This window comes from Enterobacter sp. BRE11, from assembly GCF_031844285.1.
GTDB lineage: Bacteria > Pseudomonadota > Gammaproteobacteria > Enterobacterales > Enterobacteriaceae > Pantoea.
Map to the genome: position 1 here is coordinate 1 of NZ_JAUZUX010000023.1, position 17,537 is coordinate 17,537.

13 protein-coding genes and 1 pseudogene are annotated in these 17,537 nt (G+C 53.3%); 10 read left to right on the plus strand and 4 right to left on the minus strand.

Translation table 11 applies throughout. From position 1 onward, the window contains the following. Both Q9R34_RS19850 and Q9R34_RS19855 read left to right on the plus strand, forming a co-directional pair. Window positions 1-1,318, plus strand: a 1,318-nt coding sequence (locus tag Q9R34_RS19850) for a methyl-accepting chemotaxis protein (RefSeq protein WP_485896019.1), incomplete at its 5' end; no start/stop codon positions are given. A 469-nt stretch (window positions 1,319-1,787) separates the two neighbouring features. Continuing rightward, a complete protein-coding gene (locus Q9R34_RS19855) occupies window positions 1,788-3,020 on the plus strand; it encodes a diguanylate cyclase domain-containing protein (RefSeq protein ID WP_485896021.1) in 1,233 nt (410 codons plus the stop codon). Between the two features lie 61 nt (window positions 3,021-3,081). Here Q9R34_RS19855 and Q9R34_RS19860 read toward each other — a convergent pair whose 3' ends face one another. Further along, a complete protein-coding gene (locus Q9R34_RS19860) occupies window positions 3,082-3,591 on the minus strand; it encodes a phenolic acid decarboxylase (protein WP_485896023.1) in 510 nt (169 codons plus the stop codon). A gap of 105 nt (window positions 3,592-3,696) precedes the next feature. Here Q9R34_RS19860 and Q9R34_RS19865 point away from each other — a divergent pair, with 105 nt between their 5' ends. Then, window positions 3,697-4,587, plus strand: a complete 891-nt coding sequence (locus Q9R34_RS19865; protein ID WP_485896025.1) for a LysR family transcriptional regulator — start codon at window positions 3,697-3,699, stop codon at window positions 4,585-4,587. A 136-nt stretch (window positions 4,588-4,723) separates the two neighbouring features. Here the strand turns inward: Q9R34_RS19865 and Q9R34_RS19870 are convergent, their stop codons facing one another. Next, a complete protein-coding gene (locus Q9R34_RS19870; RefSeq protein ID WP_485896027.1) occupies window positions 4,724-6,094 on the minus strand; it encodes an aldehyde dehydrogenase family protein in 1,371 nt (456 codons plus the stop codon). Window positions 6,095-6,530: 436 nt separating this feature from the next. Between Q9R34_RS19870 and Q9R34_RS19875 the strand changes: the two genes are divergently transcribed. The 3 genes from Q9R34_RS19875 (at window position 6,531) to Q9R34_RS19885 (ending at window position 11,033) form a co-directional block, all read left to right on the plus strand. Then, window positions 6,531-7,463, plus strand: a complete 933-nt coding sequence (locus Q9R34_RS19875; protein ID WP_434123482.1) for a RepB family plasmid replication initiator protein — start codon at window positions 6,531-6,533, stop codon at window positions 7,461-7,463. 1,388 nt (window positions 7,464-8,851) lie between these two features. Next, entirely contained in the window at window positions 8,852-10,051 is a 1,200-nt protein-coding gene (locus tag Q9R34_RS19880) for an AAA family ATPase (RefSeq protein ID WP_434123483.1), read from the plus strand. A gap of 7 nt (window positions 10,052-10,058) precedes the next feature. Next, entirely contained in the window at window positions 10,059-11,033 is a 975-nt protein-coding gene (locus tag Q9R34_RS19885; RefSeq protein ID WP_485896030.1) for a ParB family protein, read from the plus strand. A 371-nt stretch (window positions 11,034-11,404) separates the two neighbouring features. On the opposite strand, the gene Q9R34_RS19890 is transcribed toward Q9R34_RS19885, so the two are convergent. Beyond that, a complete protein-coding gene (locus Q9R34_RS19890) occupies window positions 11,405-12,337 on the minus strand; it encodes a sulfonate ABC transporter substrate-binding protein (RefSeq protein WP_485896031.1) in 933 nt (310 codons plus the stop codon). A gap of 189 nt (window positions 12,338-12,526) precedes the next feature. Between Q9R34_RS19890 and Q9R34_RS19895 the strand changes: the two are divergent. The 3 genes and pseudogenes from Q9R34_RS19895 to Q9R34_RS19905 all read left to right on the plus strand — a co-directional run bounded on the left by Q9R34_RS19895 (window position 12,527) and on the right by Q9R34_RS19905 (window position 15,739). Continuing rightward, window positions 12,527-14,575, plus strand: a pseudogene (locus Q9R34_RS19895) (FUSC family protein). Window positions 14,576-14,717: 142 nt separating this feature from the next. Then, entirely contained in the window at window positions 14,718-15,416 is a 699-nt protein-coding gene (locus Q9R34_RS19900) for an aspartate/glutamate racemase family protein (protein WP_485896033.1), read from the plus strand. A gap of 101 nt (window positions 15,417-15,517) precedes the next feature. Then, on the plus strand, window positions 15,518-15,739 hold the full coding sequence (locus tag Q9R34_RS19905; RefSeq protein WP_485896035.1) for a YdgH/BhsA/McbA-like domain containing protein: 222 nt from the start codon (window positions 15,518-15,520) through the stop codon (window positions 15,737-15,739). Window positions 15,740-15,822: 83 nt separating this feature from the next. Here Q9R34_RS19905 and Q9R34_RS19910 read toward each other — a convergent pair whose 3' ends face one another. Then, window positions 15,823-16,548 (minus strand): SDR family oxidoreductase, encoded by a 726-nt coding sequence (locus Q9R34_RS19910; RefSeq protein ID WP_434123492.1) that lies wholly within the window; start codon window positions 16,546-16,548, stop codon window positions 15,823-15,825. A 99-nt stretch (window positions 16,549-16,647) separates the two neighbouring features. Between Q9R34_RS19910 and Q9R34_RS19915 the strand changes: the two genes are divergently transcribed. Further along, entirely contained in the window at window positions 16,648-17,532 is an 885-nt protein-coding gene (locus tag Q9R34_RS19915) for a LysR family transcriptional regulator (protein ID WP_485896037.1), read from the plus strand. Window positions 17,533-17,537: the final 5 nt, after the last annotated feature.

A 17,537-nucleotide genomic window follows, 5' to 3' on the forward strand; every position in this document is an offset into this window, starting at 1 on the left:
GTCCGCCGCGTCGCTGGACGGCGTAAAAGCGGCCGCGGAAAAAGCAGATGTGGCGTTTCACGCCTATCTCGACAGCCCTCGACTAAAGGGTGAAGAAGCGGAGGCTGACGCCTATCGGCAGGCTTATCTGGCATACCGAAATCAGGGCATTCAACCCTTGATAGAGGCTGCTGAAGCCCGGAATCAGGTTCTATTCAGGGAACGCCTGCCTGCTGTCATTCGTCTTGATCGCGCCTACGAAATCATTCTGGATAAAGTGCTGGCGCAGCATGAAGCCTATGCGAGAAAACTGAATGAAGATGCCCAAAGCCATTTCAGCTCAGGCGTTATGCTATTGCTGGTCATTGGAAGCTTATTTGGCCTGATAGTGATTTCCATATCGATACTGATGCATCGCTTTGTGCTTACGCCTTTAATCAACGCAGGAAAACACTGTAATTTAATCGCCGAAGGCCATCTCGATACCCCCGTTCCGGTAACGTCCGCTTCGCGTAGCGAAATTCAGAGCCTGATGCGTTCTCTCGAGGCCATGCGGTTGTCCCTGACGACAATTATTATGCAGGTGCGCGATTCCGCCCATTCCGTTTCTTCTGCATCCAGCGAAATAGCGGCCGGGAACGTTGATCTGGCTTCACGTACCGAGCAGCAGGCTGCCGCATTAACGCAAACGGCCGCCAGTATGGAAGAGCTGGGCGCAACGGTAAAACAGAACACAGATAATGTGTATGAAGCCTGTCGACTTACAGGTGAAGCGGTTGAAAATGCGCATAAAGGGGAAGATGTTTCGCGTGAAGTCATTATTTCAATGGATTTGATTAATTCAAGCTCGAAGAAAATTGAAGATATTATCAGCGTGATTAATGGCATCGCATTTCAGACCAATATTCTCGCGCTGAATGCCGCTGTGGAAGCCGCCCGCGCCGGGGAGCAGGGACGAGGATTCGCCGTTGTCGCCGGTGAGGTGCGTAACCTCGCGCAGCGCAGCGCCGTGGCGGCGAAGGAAATTGAAAGCCTTATTGCCGAGTCTGTAAATATCATCGGCAAAGGCGCGGAACAAGTGAGCCGGACAGGCGAAGCGATGAATGCCATCATCTCCTCTGTCAGTCGCGTAAACGTCCTGATGGAACATATTTCAACCGCCTCTGATGAGCAGAGTCGCGGTATCGCGCAAATTGAAAAAGCGGTCACCGAAATGGATTCCGTTACCCAGCAAAACGCGGCGCTTGTACAGGAGTCGGCTGCGGCAGCGGCGTCGCTTGAAGACCAGGTGCAACACTTGACCCATTCCGTCTCAACTTTCCGGCTTTCAACGGGCTAAGGTCGGCCAGGCCTCAATTCTTTCAGGAGAAATTGTCGCCCGCTCGCCTGCGTTAAGTCTGGCTGGTTATAGCCAGACTTTTTTAAACCGCCGCCTGAAAAACACCGCTCTGCTCACCCTCTCACTCCAGAGATAACATCAGTAATTAACGCGCTGTTGCCAATCGTAGCCATCAGCCAGGACAATTAAAGATTATGGGCCGATTCGCCGATAATGGAAGTGTCACACTTCTTACCCTGCATTACGTCAACGATAGATCGCCGCGCATCTTTACGTGCAAAAGAGCGCGATATAAAAGCGCTCAGACAAGCCATAGCACTTATCACCGCTGATGGCGCACCTTTCCTCAGCGCACACGCCTTAGACGCATCGCCTGCTTTGCGATTGCTGGAACAGGGTGATTGAGAGGTTTGTTACGACGGGTATTGAGGTTGTCCAGTATTGTCAGCCAACCATGGAGCCGACCACTATGAATCCTGTGATCCAACCTACCTTTTCCGCTGTTTGGACCACGGACGCCAGAGGCATTTGCATCCTCAGCCAGGAATGCCCTGAAGGTCTGATTCCTGCGCTGAAAGGCGTTACTTTGTGCGAATGGCTCAGATTCGCCCAGGCTGATGATGATGCGCAAATCGCGCTGCAGCTTACTGCGGCGTTAGACTGCGTAACCCCCTTTCATATCGAAGTGCCGATTCAGTGTCTTGATGGCACAACGCGGCGCGTGCTGGTATCAGGCTTGCCGGATGGCCAGCCTGCCGCCTCCCGCCTGAAGTACAACGGGTTCATACTTGATATCACCGGGCAGCGCAAAGCGCTTGAAGACGCACTGCGCACGGCGGCGGAATACCGTCTTCTGATAGAAAACAGCACTGACCTTATTGCCCATTGCGACGCCGAAGGCAGATACGTTTCAATCTCCCCCTCCTACAGTGAAATGATCGGCTGGTCTGCCGAAGAGATGATTGGCCAACCGGTGGTGGATTTCCTGCATTCTGACGACCGCGCGCCGGCTGCCGAGGCGCTGGCAAACCTGTTCAAAGGCGGCGAACTGCCGGACGTAATTGAAGTGCGCAAGCTTCATCGCGACGGTCACCACATAACGCTTGGCACCAAAGCCTGCAGCGTCAGCGATCCTTCTACGGGCCACAATATCGGCGCGGTGCTGGTGTCGCGCGATATCACACGTGACAAGGAAAGATTACGCAAGCTCGAGAGGCTGGCGACCCGTGATGCCTTAACGGGTTTACCTAATCGCACCTGGATCAACGACCAGGTTCGCTGCATGCTCGCGCAGAGTAAAGATCCGGCGTACACCGCTGTGCTGTTTATCGACCTTAACGGATTTAAGGCGGTGAATGATTCGATGGGCCATGCTACAGGGGATGCCTTGCTGCAGCAGGTGAGTGAACGCTTCCAGCGCTGCATGCGTCCAGGCGATGCGGTGGCGCGGCTGGGCGGAGATGAATTTGTGGTTGCTGCCAAATGCGGCCATCGCAATGCCGCGTCCGCTATCGCTCAGCGCATTATAGACAGCCTGAAAGAGCCCTTTGTTACCAACAGCATGGAGGTACGGATCGGGGCCGCCATCGGCATCAGTCTCGCACGATTTGGTACAGCATCGGCTGAAATGTTATTCGAACATGCCGATATCGCGATGTACCAGGCGAAGGCGCGACGTGATGGCTCCTACCAGTTTTTCTAGCCCTTTCCGCTCTTGCCGTTCAGAAACCAGAAGAGCTCATGTTGAGCTCTTCTGACCTCCTCTAGTTTTTCAGATTAGCCGGAAAATTGGCGGGCAGCTCGCTGGCCGGGCAATCAATCACGGTGTCGTTGTTTTCTCCTGCGTCGCGTACAAAGGTGAGCGTCGCGAACTCATCGATCACTTCCGTTGGATAAGCCGGGCCTGCTTCACGGTAGCTGGCCATCTCTTCCAGATGATCGTTCTGGAAACAAACGGTTTTTTCCGGATTGTTCATCACCCAACGTGGGAAGAAAATGGTGCCGTGGAACACCTTATCGGCCATGTTAACGGCCAGGCTGACGTCGGTACCGGTAGGCTCGGTCCAGGAAACTTTATAGACATATTCTGCCAGACGAACGATAAACGCGCGCTGATTTTTAACCCAGCGGTTGCCCACCATACCGCTGTGAATGCGGTAGTCGACAGTATTGGCGTTTTTAATATAAAGCTCGTAGTTCCAGCCGTTGTCGTAGGTGTAAACCAGATGTTTGCCGACCAGACCAGACAGGTTGTGTTTATCGAAAGTGCTCATTGTGGCCTCCTCATTGATTTGCCTTGAGGAGAGTATTACTCGTTGCAAAAACGATTAATAACGCTATTTTTAGCGCTTAATGATTTAATTTTTAGATAAATAACTATGCTTAAAACAACGCTCGAACAGTGGGTTTTGCTTGATGCCGTCGTGAAGGAAGGCAGTTTCGCGCTGGCGGCGGAGAAGAACAATCGTAGCCAGTCTTCATTGAGTTATCAGCTTGGTCTGCTTCAGCAGCGGCTGGGCATGACGCTGTTAAAACAGGAAGGACGTCGCGCCGTGCTCAGCGCGGAGGGGCACCAGCTTCTCGCGCAGGTGCGTCCGCTGCTGGAAGGGTTCAGCGCCCTTGAAGCGCGGGCAAATGCACTGCAGCGAGGCGAGCGCTCGCGCATCGACCTGATGGTTGATGCCATTATGCCGAAACCGCTGCTTTTTGATGTGCTACAGGCGTTTCAGCAGCGCTATCCCCATGTTCGCATCTGGCTCAGCGAAATTGTGCGTAGCGAAACAGCTGACAGGCTGGCTGAGCAGCAGGCCGATCTCTGGCTGGTGGCGCAGTATGGCGATGAGCAAATAACGGGAGAAAGTCTTCTGAGCGTCGATTTCATCGCCGTCGCCCATCGCGATCATCCACTGCACAGCGAGCCGCCGCCGCTGAGCGTCGCGACGCTCGCGCGCTGGCCTTGCATAACGATCCTGGATCGTCAACAGCAGCAACAGACGGAACTGAACGGCGAGCAGGCCGAGAGCTGGTCCTTCACCACGCTCTCAGCCGCTATTGAGGCGGTGCAGCATCAGTTAGGCTATGGCTGGTTGCCGGAGTGGAACATCGCTCCTTTGCTTGAGAGCGGTGAGCTTCGCCCTCTGCCGTTGCTGCAGGGAAAACGACGCGCAACCTCGCTTATATTACGCATTAATGAGCAGAGGCTGGTGGGCAACGGCGCGATCTCTGACCTGGCTGAAATGTTTATGGAGCGTGTCGGGCAGGCTAAATAGAGGCTTACTCTTTCTGTCTCATCGAACATCAACTTCGCGAAGCGCGGATTAAGCGCCTCAGCGCAGCGTGGTGCCCTTAAACGGCAAAAGCGAGGGCCAGCTTGCCCTCGCTTCTCTGATCGACGCGTAGCGGGTTTTAGCGGCGGTTCTTCCAGACGGTCTGAATGTTGCAGAACTCATGCACGCCAAAATGGGAGAGCTCGCGGCCATAGCCACTTTTTTTAACGCCGCCGATGGTGACGCGCGGATCCGACGCGCCGTTGCCGTTGATAAACACGGCACCGGTTTCGATACGATCCGCCAGACGATCTGCCGTGGCGCTGTCACGGCTCCACACCGTGGCGCTCAGACCAAATTCGCTGTCGTTGGCGATAGCCAGTGCATGATCGGCGTCCCGAGCCACAGCGATCGCCGCTACCGGGCCAAACAGCTCTTCACGAAACGCCGTCATCTCGGTGGTGACATCTGACAGGATCGTCGGTGCATAGTAATTACCTTCGCCCGCGATCTTTTCACCGCCCAGCACCAGACGCGCACCTTCGCGCAGTGACTGCTGCACCTGATTGTGCAGCTCATCACGCAGATCGAAACGAGCCATAGGGCCGAGATAATTTTTCTCATCCAGTGGATCGCCCATGGTTAACGCCTGTACCGCCGCGCTGAAGCGCGCTTCAAACTCCTCTGCAATGGACGCCTCGACGATAAAGCGTTTAGCGGCCATGCAGACCTGCCCGGTGTTCTGATAGCGTCCAGTTACGGCTGATTTTACCGCTTCGTCCAGATCGGCGTCGGCCAGCACAATAAAAGGATCCGATCCACCCAGTTCGAGAACGGTTTTTTTCAGCGCTGCGCCCGCCTGGGCAGCGATAGCGGAGCCGGCGCGTACGCTGCCGGTTACAGCGACGGCGGCAATGCGCGGATCCTTAATTGCGGCAGAGACACCGTCATTATCGACATTTACGGAAGCGAAGGCTCCTTTAGGCAGATCTGTCGCGTCAAACAGCTCCGTCATCAGCGTGGCGCAGCCCATGACGTTCGGCGCATGTTTGAGAACGTAAGTATTTCCAGCGAGCAGCATGCCCACAGCGCCGCGTAACACCTGCCAGAAGGGGAAGTTCCATGGCATCACCGCCAGAATGGTTCCGACAGGTTTAAAGCGCTGCCAGGCGTCAGGCACCTGCGTGGGTTGATCTTCCAGCATTGCCGGGCCGTGCTCGGCGTACCAGTCGCTGAGAGTGGCGCATTTAAGGATCTCGGCGCGCGCCTGCGCCAGAGGTTTGCCCATTTCCAGCGTGATTGTGCGTGACAGTTCCGGTTCGCGCTGGCGCAGCTGTTCAGCCAGCTGACGCAGCACTTTCACGCGCGACGCCATATCGGTCTCGCGCCACTGTTTAAAGGCTGCAGCGCTGGCTGCAAGGATGTTATCCAGCTCCGTCAGAGACTGCACAGGATAGCGAGCCAGAATGTCGCCATTGGCGGGATTTCTTGAAACAGCGTAATCGGTCATGTTGCCTCTCAGCATATCTGTGGACGATGGGCTTACCCTACCCTTCCTGTTTCGTGATGAAAAATGAATAATAGTGAGCAACTTGTTTTTATATTATGAAGAGAGCATTGGCGCCTGATGCGGTTTCTCGGTCGATCTGTTGCAGGCGGTGCCTGACTGACATCATAGCGACGATCGTTTATCCACATATACAGTGAGAAGATCCTAATAAACGATCATAAAGAGATCTAAAAGAGATCCTAAGAGATCCCCGATCGTCGCAGGCCGCACGGCACAAGGGCTCAGAAGGTGATCGCGTTCACTATAATCAGTAAAGAGTTCACTGTAATCAGTACTTTATTCACTATACACTGTAGAATGTTCACTATAAACAGTGCTAGTGTTCACTGTAGTCAGAAAACGATCCCTTTCATCCACAGAATGAAGATCTCATGTTATGGCAGATAAAGAGAGCGAAAACAAAGCGTTACTTGAACCTTTTCTGTCGGTGACCAAAAACAGCGGCGAAGTTATTCAGCTTCATCCCAATAAGAACAATACTGTTCAGCCCGTCGCGTTGATGCGTCTGGGACTGTTTGTCCCGACACTAAAGTCAACAGCGCGCGGAAAGTCAGGAGCAATGGCTTCCACCGATGCGACCAAAGAGCTTAAAAACCTGTCGCTGGTGAAAGCAGAGGGTTATGAGAAGATTACCATTACCGGCGCGAGGCTGGATATGGATAACGATTTCAAAACCTGGGCGGGGATCATTCAGTCTTTTTCCCGCTATCCGACTCAGGGCGATACCGTTACCCTGCCCTTTATCGACTTCGTTAAGATGTGCGGCATTCCCTCCGCTAACTCTTCTGCGGCGTTGCGTAAGCGGCTGGACGCCTCATTGCGGCGCATCGCCACAAATACCCTTTCCTTTGAGGGTAACGGTAAGGCTTACCATACGCACCTTGTGCAGTCAGCCTATTACGATCGGGAAAAAGATGTGGTGCGCATTCAGGCCGATCCCAAGCTGTTTGAGCTCTATAACTTTGACCATAAAGTTCTGCTGCAGCTCAGAGCGATATCCCGGCTTAAGCGCAAAGAGTCTGCGCAGGCGCTTTATACCTTTCTTGAGAGCCTGCCGACCAATCCTGCGCCTATCTCGCTGGCGCGTCTGCGTATGCGCCTGAATCTCGGCTCAAAAACCACGACGCAGAACCACGTTGTGCGACGCGCTATGGAGCAGCTGAAGGAGATTGGCTATCTCGATTATTCCGAGGTTAAACGTGGCCGCTCGGTGTTTTTTATCATCCACAGTCGTACGCCAAAACTTGATGGAATCAGTACGCTGGAGAGTATTGATGCTCTCGACGAAATCGATTTCGATGAGTCATAGGCATCGTTCACTGTAATCGGTATGTTGCCTGCGGCACTGTCACTTTTCTGGGAACGGGATGGTTGCCGCGATGGCATACCGTTCACAGTGGTGGGTCCTCTGCACCGTTCACTGTAATGGGCATCGTTCACTGTAATCAGTGAACTCGAACCGATGCATATCTTCTTACTCTGTTTTTTATCCTTTCAATAGTTAGTTAAAACAGACGGTTAGCTAGTTTGTTTGCGCTTACTAACCTTATCTTCCACTCTCTTGCTATCTGCAGAATGCTGTCTACACTGATTACAGTGAATATTCTCTGAGGCCACTCTGGGAAGCTTATCTGCTGAATATAGTGAATGGTTCAAAGAGGCGCTGTACTGCATGCAGTGAATGATTTTTTAAATCAATGAATTACAATGATTTTTATTAACTTCCTTCGGAGATCTCGATTTACTGACTACAGTGAACACCAACACCATCATGTCTGTCGCGGTGAAACGTGACAGGGTCAGCTTTTCTGCTGATTACAGTAAATCTTTTCAGCCTGACGAACGGTTTTTGCAGCTTATTTAAGCGCTATTGCTTATTACAGTGAATCTCATCTTCTACACGGTGTTATCAGATAGCTAAGGATCCGATTAGCTGCGCCTACTGACTACAGTGAACGCTGCTGCGCCTCTCCATGGCCTACTATTTTTTGCTGATTACAGTGAATCTTTGACTTTTCTCTCCTGCGTTCTGCATCTCTTTCTTCGTTTTTTCTGTGCTGACGTCTTGCCTGTCGGTTGGGTTTACTCACTTTGCTGATTACAGTGAACGTTAGTGCTTTGCTTTGGCCACTCTCAGCTTGTTTGCTGATTACAGTGAATGTTTGCCGCACCACCATTCTTTCCTTCCTGCTTGCTCCACCCTTCAACGCTGGCTGCTGACTACAGTGAACAGTGAGCATATTTGCTGATTACAGTGAATGCTGTTCTGATTACAGTGAACATTTCCGCTTTGAAACTCTGCCAGCTTATGCATCGAGGATGCGGTTACTGATTACAGTGAATGTTTGAGCGTGTATCGTTTTCTTGCCCTCCTCCGCTGATTACAGTGAATGCTTGCTGGGGCAACAGCTGATTACAGTGAACGTTTAGCTAGGTGATGCAGGGAATAAGGAAACTTAAAGCGGGTAATGGTTCCAGGCTACTGATTACAGTGAACGAATAACTGATTGCAGTGAATGTTAGCTTTTTTAGTTAACATCTTTACGGCCTGGTACTGATTACAGTGAATCTTGGAAACAACCTCTTATCTTAACAGCCAAATTTGGATCCTTCTTTATTCCGGTATGAAAGATATTTTCTTGCCCGACATGCAGGATTTATGTATAAAGTCACAAATCCTACATGTGTGGAGCAAGTATGGCTAACGACGAAAAGCAGGTGCTGAAAGTCGCACAACGGTCTGAGCGGATGCTGCTAAGCCTGACAGAACAGATTCAGGCGCAGAAAGAAGAGCTACACGAAAATACTTTTTACCAGGTTTACGCTAAAGCTGCGCTGGCAAAATTGCCAAAACTGACGCGCGCGAGCGTTGACTATGCTGTCAATGAGATGGAAGAAAGCGGCTACCAGTTTGACAAGCGCGCTGCGGGTAGTTCGACCAAGTACGCTATGTCGATTGAAAACATCATCGATATTTATCACCATCGTGGCGTGCCTAAATATCGCGATCGCCATTCCGAAGCCTATACAATCTTCGTGGGTAATCTTAAAGGTGGCGTATCTAAAACTGTCTCGACCGTCTCTCTTGCTCATGCACTAAGGGCGCATCCACATCTGCTTTTTGAAGATTTACGTATACTGGTTATCGACCTCGATCCTCAGTCTTCTGCGACGATGTTCCTCAACCATGAACGCTCAGTGGGTATTGTCGAAGCGACAGCCGCGCAGGCAATGTTGCAAAACGTCAGTCGTGAAGAGCTGTTAAAAGAATTTATCGTGCCGTCGATTATTCCCGGCGTTGATGTGCTGCCGGCATCCATTGACGATGCTTTTATCGCTTCCCGCTGGGAAGAACTCTGTGCCGAACATCTTTCTGAACAGAATGTACATGCGGTGCTGTATGAGAATGTCATTGCTAAACTCAAGAAAGATTATGATTTCATCTTTATCGACAGCGGCCCGCATCTGGATGCATTTTTGAAAAATGCCATCGCGGCGTCCGATCTGTTGATGACGCCCGTGCCGCCAGCGCAGGTCGATTTCCACTCAACTCTTAAGTATCTGACGCGCCTTCCTGAGCTGATCGATATCATCGAACAGTCCGGCGCGCCCTGCCGCCTGCAGGGCAATATCGGCTTTATGTCTAAGCTGTCGAACAAGGCGGATCACAAACTCTGTCACAGCCTGGCAAAAGAGATATTCGGCGGCGATATGCTTGATGCCGCTCTGCCGCGCCTGGACGGGTTTGAGCGCTGTGGCGAATCCTTTGACACCGTTATATCGGCTAACCCTTCTACCTACGTCGGCAGCAGCGAAGCGTTAAAGAACGCGCGCTCAGCCGCGGAAGATTTTGCGAAAGCGGTTTTTGACCGTATTGAATTTATTCGCCTGAACTGAGGTCGCTATGAGTGCAAAAAGAATTACTATTGGCAGAACCTTTAGCCAGACGCCTGTGCAGGCTGAAGCGACAACAGACACGCTCACCCAAACCTTTGTCCTTTCAAAGGGAAAGCGCGCCCTGTTTCGCCTTGAGCGCATTGAAGCCAGGGAAATAGAAGATAAAACCTTTGTGGTGATGGAAACCAACGGTCGTGATCAGGCGGGTCTGACGCCCGATTCGCTGCGCGATATTATCCGCACTATCAAGCTTCAGCAGTTTTTCCCGGCAATCGGCGTAAAGCGGGACGGGCGGATTGAGATCCTGGACGGTTCGCGCCGTCGCGCTGCCGCGCTGTATTGCAAGACCGGGCTGGATATCCTGGTTTCTGAAACTGCGATCACCACCGAAGAGGCGCGTCGGCTGGCTCAGGATATCCAGACCGCGCGTGAACATAACCTGCGTGAAGTTGGCCTGCGTCTGTTGTCGTTAAAAAACGGTGGCCTGTCGCAAAAAGAGATCGCAGAGAGTCAGGGCCTGTCACAGGCAAAAGTGACGCGAGCTTTACAGGCGGCGAGCGTGCCGGCAGAGCTGATTTCACTTTTTCCCAACCATTCCGAACTGACCTATCCTGATTACAAGGCGCTGCTGATGGCCGCCGATAAACTTTCTGAAACAGGACAGCCGATTGAGCGGCTCATCGAAACCGTGTCTATGGATGTGGATAGTATCTGCGCCCGCGAAGGCCTGGCAGAAGATGAGGTGAAAAACCATATCCTTCGTCTGGTGCGTAACGGCAGTCAGACGCTGATGGAAGTCCCCGCAAAAGAGAAACCTGTCTCAGAAAACCTCTGGACCTTTGCGGATAAGGATCGTTTTGCCCGGAAGAAAATTCGCGGCCGCATGTTCAGCTACGAGTTTAACCGCCAATCCAGAGAGCTGCAGGAAGAACTGGACAAAGTGATTGCCGAAACGTTACGCAAATATCTGGGCGATCAGTAAGCTTCTACATCCGGGTAAATCGCTACCCGGATGTGTTTTATCCCCCCTCTTCCCGCCTCTCTGTTCGCCATCAGTATTTCAAAGCTAACTTACTGTTTTTGCGATTTTTACAAAAAAAATTCAGGCTGAAATCGCCAGAATTTCAATCTAATTTAAAGTCAAAAGCTATCAGGCAAAGCGCTAGCTATAAAAAGTGCAAGATCTCTCGCTATACTTTGCCCATGCTGAAAACAAAACAACCTTCTCCAGTGCAGTTTCATATGTAAGTGATTGAATAAAATTATTTTTTAATCAGGATTTCAGGCTGAAATCGCCAGGCTTGGCGATAAGTGAGGAGATGATTGCCCTGAGGTCAGGGCAATAACACATTATTACTTATCTGCTGACCAGGTAGCCGATCGCACATCGACTTTAACCGGCAGCAGCTTCACACGGGTAAAGGTATCCGCCAGTGTCTGCTGTTGCGAAAACACGCTTTCGGACATGCGTTTCGCTCCATAAGGCAGACGTGTGAGCGTGGTGCGCCAGATCGCTTTATCCAGGCCGGTGGACTGCGCCAGAATTGCGGCTGCCTCATCCTGATGCTCATTTGCCAAGCGGCTTAAAGTACTTAACTCCTGGAGCACTTTCTTGGCCGTATCAGGCTTGCTGTCGGCAAATTTCCGGCTGGCGAGATAAAAGGTGTAATGCGGCACCAGTCCCTCCGCATTGCGCACCTGACGCGCGCCAGTACTGGCTTCAACTTCTGCGAGATAGGGATCCCAAATCACCCAGGCATCCACCGCGCCTTTCTGAAAAGCGGCGCGCGCGTCGGCTGGCGGCAGATAAACCGGCGTAATATCTTTATAGGTCAGTCCGGCTTCTTCAAGCGCAGCGATAAGCAGATAGTTAACGTCTGAGCCCTTATTCAGCGCCACACGTTTACCTTTAAGGTCTTTAACGCTGTGAATAGCAGATGAGGAAGGCACTACTATTGCTTCGGTTTTCGGATTCGCAGGTGAGTGTCCCAGGTAAACCAGATCGGCTTTTGCCGCCTGAGCAAATGCGGGCGGGGCATCGCCGGTGGCCGCCAGGTCGATGCTGCCTACATTCAGTCCTTCAAGCATTTGCGGTCCGGCGGGAAACTCGACCCAGCGAACGGCGATATCCTCTTTTTTGAAGGCGGCGTCGAGCGTGCCGCGATATTTAAGCAGGGCAAAGATATTCGCTTTCTGATAGCCGATATTTACCTGTTCAGGTGCTGCGTGACTGGCGGCAGTCAGGGCGCAGGCCACTATTGCCAGCGTTAATCCATTTCTTTTCATCTGTTGCTCTCCGTTTTTTTCGCTAACCTAGCAAATAGCGGATATAACCGGTAAATAACCAATTGCATTGACTTATGCTGCGAGAGAATAGTTAGCACGTTAATAATTTGTAGTAATAATCAAAGAGCATTCCGCCAGGCCTTCTGCCAGGATACGGCCAAAAATGCCTGTCTGAGGTCCATTCACCGTATGAAGTGGTTTTCAAAAAGCGCGCTACTCTTTTCCAGCAAAACCTGCCTGGCCGCCTTCTTAGCGCTCTTTATCGCACTAGAACTCAACCTTGATAAACCTGCCTGGTCACTGACCACCGTCTATGTCGCTTCACAACTTTATTCCGCCTCCACTATCTCAAAATCTGTTTTCCGGTTTTTAGGCACGCTGCTGGGCGGGCTGTTCGTATTGCTGATCTATCCCGCCACGGTGCAGGACCCAATGCTGTTCAGCCTCTGCATCTCGCTATGGGTTGCGCTCTGTCTCTACCTGTCGCTACACGACCGCACGCCCAAAAGTTATGTCTTCATGCTGGCGGGATATAGCGCGGCGATTATGGGCTTTCCTGACGTCACCGCTCCGGCCGATATCACCTATACGGTTATCTCGCGCGTGGAGGAGATTAGTGTCGCTATCCTCTGTAGCAGCCTGGTGCATCGGCTCATTATGCCGGTCTCGATGAGCAGCATGCTGGAGCAGAGCGTCAGCAACTGGTATCAAAATGCCAGAAAGCTCTGCGCCGAGCTGATTACAGTGATGCCTAAAGAGAAGTCGCTGGAACGGGAAGATATTCTTGTCCAGATGGCGAACTACCCGCTGAACGTTGAGACCCTGATTACCCACTGCGTTTATGAAGGCGAAGCGGCTCGGCGGCTAATTCGGCTGGTCAGCGTGCAGTATCAGCATCTCTCCTATTTAATTCCCACGCTCACGGCGATTGAGGCGCGCCTCAGCCTGCTGGCGGAACAGCAGATACGCTTTCCAGAACATGTCGCGCAGACGTTTCAGCAGTTTTTGCGCTGGCTGAACAGCGCCGAGCACGGCGCCGAAACGCATGCGATTAATGAAAGGCTGTCGATAGCGCAGCAGCAACTTAAGGCGGAGTGGGAAAGCGGTTAGCTGCCAGTTGAGGAGAGCATCCTGCTCGCCGGTCTGCTGGAAAGGCTACTGAATTTCGTGCGTATCGCAGAGGCTTACCAGACGGTGGGCGAGCGTGTCAGCGATCTGACGCCGAGCACGAAACCTGGCAAGGTGGCGCGCAGCCATAAACATGTCGATAAAGGCATGCTGCTGCTCTCCTGCCTGACCGCTTTTCTCGCCACCTTCCTGACCTGTCTGTTCTGGATAGGCAGCGGCTGGGTGGATGGCGCCACTGCCCCCATGATGGCGGCGGTTCTTTGTTCCTTCTTTGCTGCCATGGACAGTCCGCTCGCGCCGATGAAGATTTTTCTCAAGGGCGTGGTGGTGGCGATCGTCATCAGCATGCTTTACACCACCTTGCTGATACCGGAAGCGACCTCCTTTGAAGCGCTGGTGCTCTGCCTGGCGCCAGGGCTGATGGCGTTAGGACTGGTGATCGCTAATCCCTCCACTAATCTGATCGGCCTGATTGTGGCGACGCAGATCCCTGGCCTGATCGGAATGAGTCATCACTTCAAACCCAACCTGCTGCTTATAGTGAATGCCTCCCTCTCTACCCTCAGCGGCATTGCGGCAGCGGTAATGGTTACCGCGGTGATCCGCAACAAACGGCCTGCCTGGACTGCTAAACGTGCGCTGCGCAAAGGACTGAAAGAACTGCTGCAGTTTATTACTGCGGTTGAACTCAACAGCGCTTCGCTGCTGATGCGTCAGCAGTTTGTGGCGCGCACGCTGGACAAGGTTAACGTTATCCTTCCTCGTAAGCGTATCGACAACGATGCCGAACTGGCGGCGGGTGGCAATCTGATTACCGAAGCCTGGCTGGGCGCCAACTGCTATGACTTCTACGTCCGTCATCAGCCGCTGCTGGCCGAGCAGCAGATTAGCTGCGACCCGCTGTTCGGCGAACTACGGCAATTCCTTAAAAGCCGTATCAGGGTGTTACAGACGCCGCCGCATCAGGCGCTGCTAGGTGAGCTGGACAGGCTGGTGCTGGCGCTGGAAACCCTGGCGCAACACGATAGTCGCTTTTATGCGCCGTTATTGTATCTGTTCAACGTACGGCTCTCGCTGTTTCCTCAGGCCCGCTGGCCACAGCAGGCGTAATCCATTCCCGGAAAATAAGCACAGCCATATCTGTGGCTGTTTTTTTGTGCTCAAGCGCACCCGCCTGGCAATAAAGCCGCGCCTGCGCGGTCTGTTATCAGGCATGCTATAACAATCATCATCTGAAGAAGCGAGGCGTAATGTGAAAACCATCGGCTTAATCGGCGGCATGTCATGGGAATCGACGGCGCTCTATTACCGCATTTTAAATGAAGAGGTTAAGCTCGCCCTGGGTGGCCTGCATTCGGCGCGCGTATTGCTTTACAGCCTGGACTTCGATGAGATAGAGAAGCTGCAAAGGGCGGGACGATGGGACGAAGCTGGCCTGCTGCTGGCGCAAGCGGCGCAGGCGCTTTCGCGTGCAGGCGCTGACTTTCTGGTGCTGGCGACCAATACCATGCATAAAGTGGCACCCCAGATTGAACAGGCGGTAACGATCCCTCTGCTGCATATCGCCGATGCAACTGCGCAACGCATCCATGAACAAGGATTAAAGAAGGTCGGGCTGCTGGCCACGCGCTTTACCATGGAAGAGGCTTTTTACCGCGGACGGCTCACGGATAAATGGGCGCTGGAGGTTATCACGCCTGAGCAGAATGACCGTGACTTTGTCCATCAGGTTATCTATCAGGAGCTGTGTCAGGGAGTAATCAATTCGGAATCGCGGGCGCGGTTTTGCGAGATCATGGCCATGCTTGCCGCGCAGGGTGCCGAAGGGATTAGCCTCGGCTGTACCGAAATTACTATGCTGGTTACAGTGAACGATGCCTGCGTGCCCCTGTTCGATACCACGCAAATTCATGCGCAATGGGCGGTCCAGCAGGCATTAAAAAAAGAGTGATCAAGATCGCACTTTTTGTTAGGTGAGTAATAGTAACTGGGGTTACTATTACACCCATCGAAGGCATGTTGCCTTGCACTAACAAAAGAAGGATTTTGACCATGAAAAACGTAAAAACACTCGCTCTTGCTACCGTCGCTGCACTTTCTATGATCTCATTCGGCAGCTTTGCCGCAGAAAGCATCTCTGCACACGGCAGCACGCTGGACAGCGCTGAAGCCCATATCGCCGCAAAAGCGCAGGCTGAAGGCGCATCAGGCTACAAAATTACCAGCGCCCGCGCCGATAACGGCGTCTACATGACCGCTGAACTCTATAAATAACGGATGGTCGTACAGGGACGTGCCAGAAAAGGCTGCCGCAAGGCAGCCTTTTTTGTTGCCCAGTCTTAACCGCTAAGGCGGGGTTAATAGGGCGAGCGGGTAGGGCGCACCACAATCTCGCTGACGTCGACATCGTCAGGCTGCTCGATAGCGAAGCGGACGGCGCGTCCGATCGCCGCTGGCTGGAGCGCGATAGATCGATAATCCTCCATTAGCGCGGCGGCGGCGGGATCGGTAATGGTAGAGGCGAGTTCGCTCTCCACTACGCCAGGGTGAATACAGGTCACGCGCAGCTGCGTATTCTCCTGACGCAAACCGTCTGAGATCGCCCGCACGGCAAACTTGGTCGCGCAGTAAACGGCTGCGGTGGGCGAAACGCTCAGCGCGCCGATGGAGGCGATATTGATGATATGGCCCGCTTCACGCGCCAGCATTGGCGGCAACACGGCGGCGATGCCGTACAGCACCCCTTTGATATTGACGTCAATCATCTGATCCCACTCATCAACCTTCAGAGATGCCAGCGGCGACAGCGGCATCACGCCCGCATTGTTAATCATCACGTCGATCCGTCCCCATTTTTCCAGCGCGACGTCGGCAAACTGCTGAACGGACGCGCGTGAGGTGACATCCAGTGCGGCGACGGCCACCTCTCCCCCCTGGCGCTCAAGCTCCGCCGCCAGCCTCTCTAAACGATCGACACGGCGTGCGCCTAGCAGCAGCGTCGCGCCGCTCGCCGCCAGCTCACGCGCGATGCCTGCGCCTATGCCGCTTGAGGCGCCGGTGATTAAGATCACTTTATTGCTCATGGTTTCTCTCCTGCTGTTAAGTGTCTGGCGATCCTAGGCCTGCTGCTCTATAAAGAGAATCCACCCGTTCCTTACCTGACTGGTAATAGAGGCTAACCAATGATGCTGGATAAAAACGCGCTGGAGGTCTTTGTCACCCTGGCGCAAACGCGCAACTTTCGCGTGGCGGCTGAGACGCTGGGCGTGACGCGACCGGCAGTGAGCCAGGCCTTAAGGCGGCTGGAGGATCGGCTACAGATATCGCTGATACATCGCACTACGCGCAGTCTGAGCCTTACTGAGGCCGGGGAGAGGCTCTTCGCCGAGGCGGCGCCAGCCATCTCACAGCTCAATCAGGCGGTGGTGGACGTCAGCGCGCTGGCGGGCGAGCCGCGAGGGCTGCTGCGGCTCGCCGTCTCTTCTATTGCCGAACGTTTTATCAACGGTGAGCTGCTGGCGTCGTTTCTCAGCCACTATCCCCATATCGAGCTGGATATTTCCATCACTGACGAAGAGTTCGATATTGTGGCGCAGGGCTATGACGCTGGCGTCAGGCTGGGAGAGATCATCGCGCAGGATATGATTGCGGTGCCGGTCTCGCTGCGCCAGCGGCAGGTCGCCGTCGCCTCGCCCGATTATCTGGCGCGCTGCGGCACACCGCGTCACCCTCATGAGCTGCTGCAGCACTGCTGCATCGGCTGGCGCCGCGAGCCGGGCATGGCCCCTTATCGCTGGGAATTTGCAGAAGAGGGCAGGGAGTTCGATGTGGCGGTTAACGCGCGACTGAATACCAATGACATGGGGGTGATGATCCGCACCGCCTGCGCGGGCGGTGGCATCGCATTCGGCATGGAGGAGACCTATCAGCCCTATATCGCGCGCGGCGAGCTGGTGCCGCTGCTGGGGGAGTTTCTGCCGACCTTCGCCGGATTCTATCTCTACTTCCCCAGTCGGAAAAATCTGGCGCCTAAGCTGCGGGCGCTCATCGATCATATGAAGATTTAGGCGAC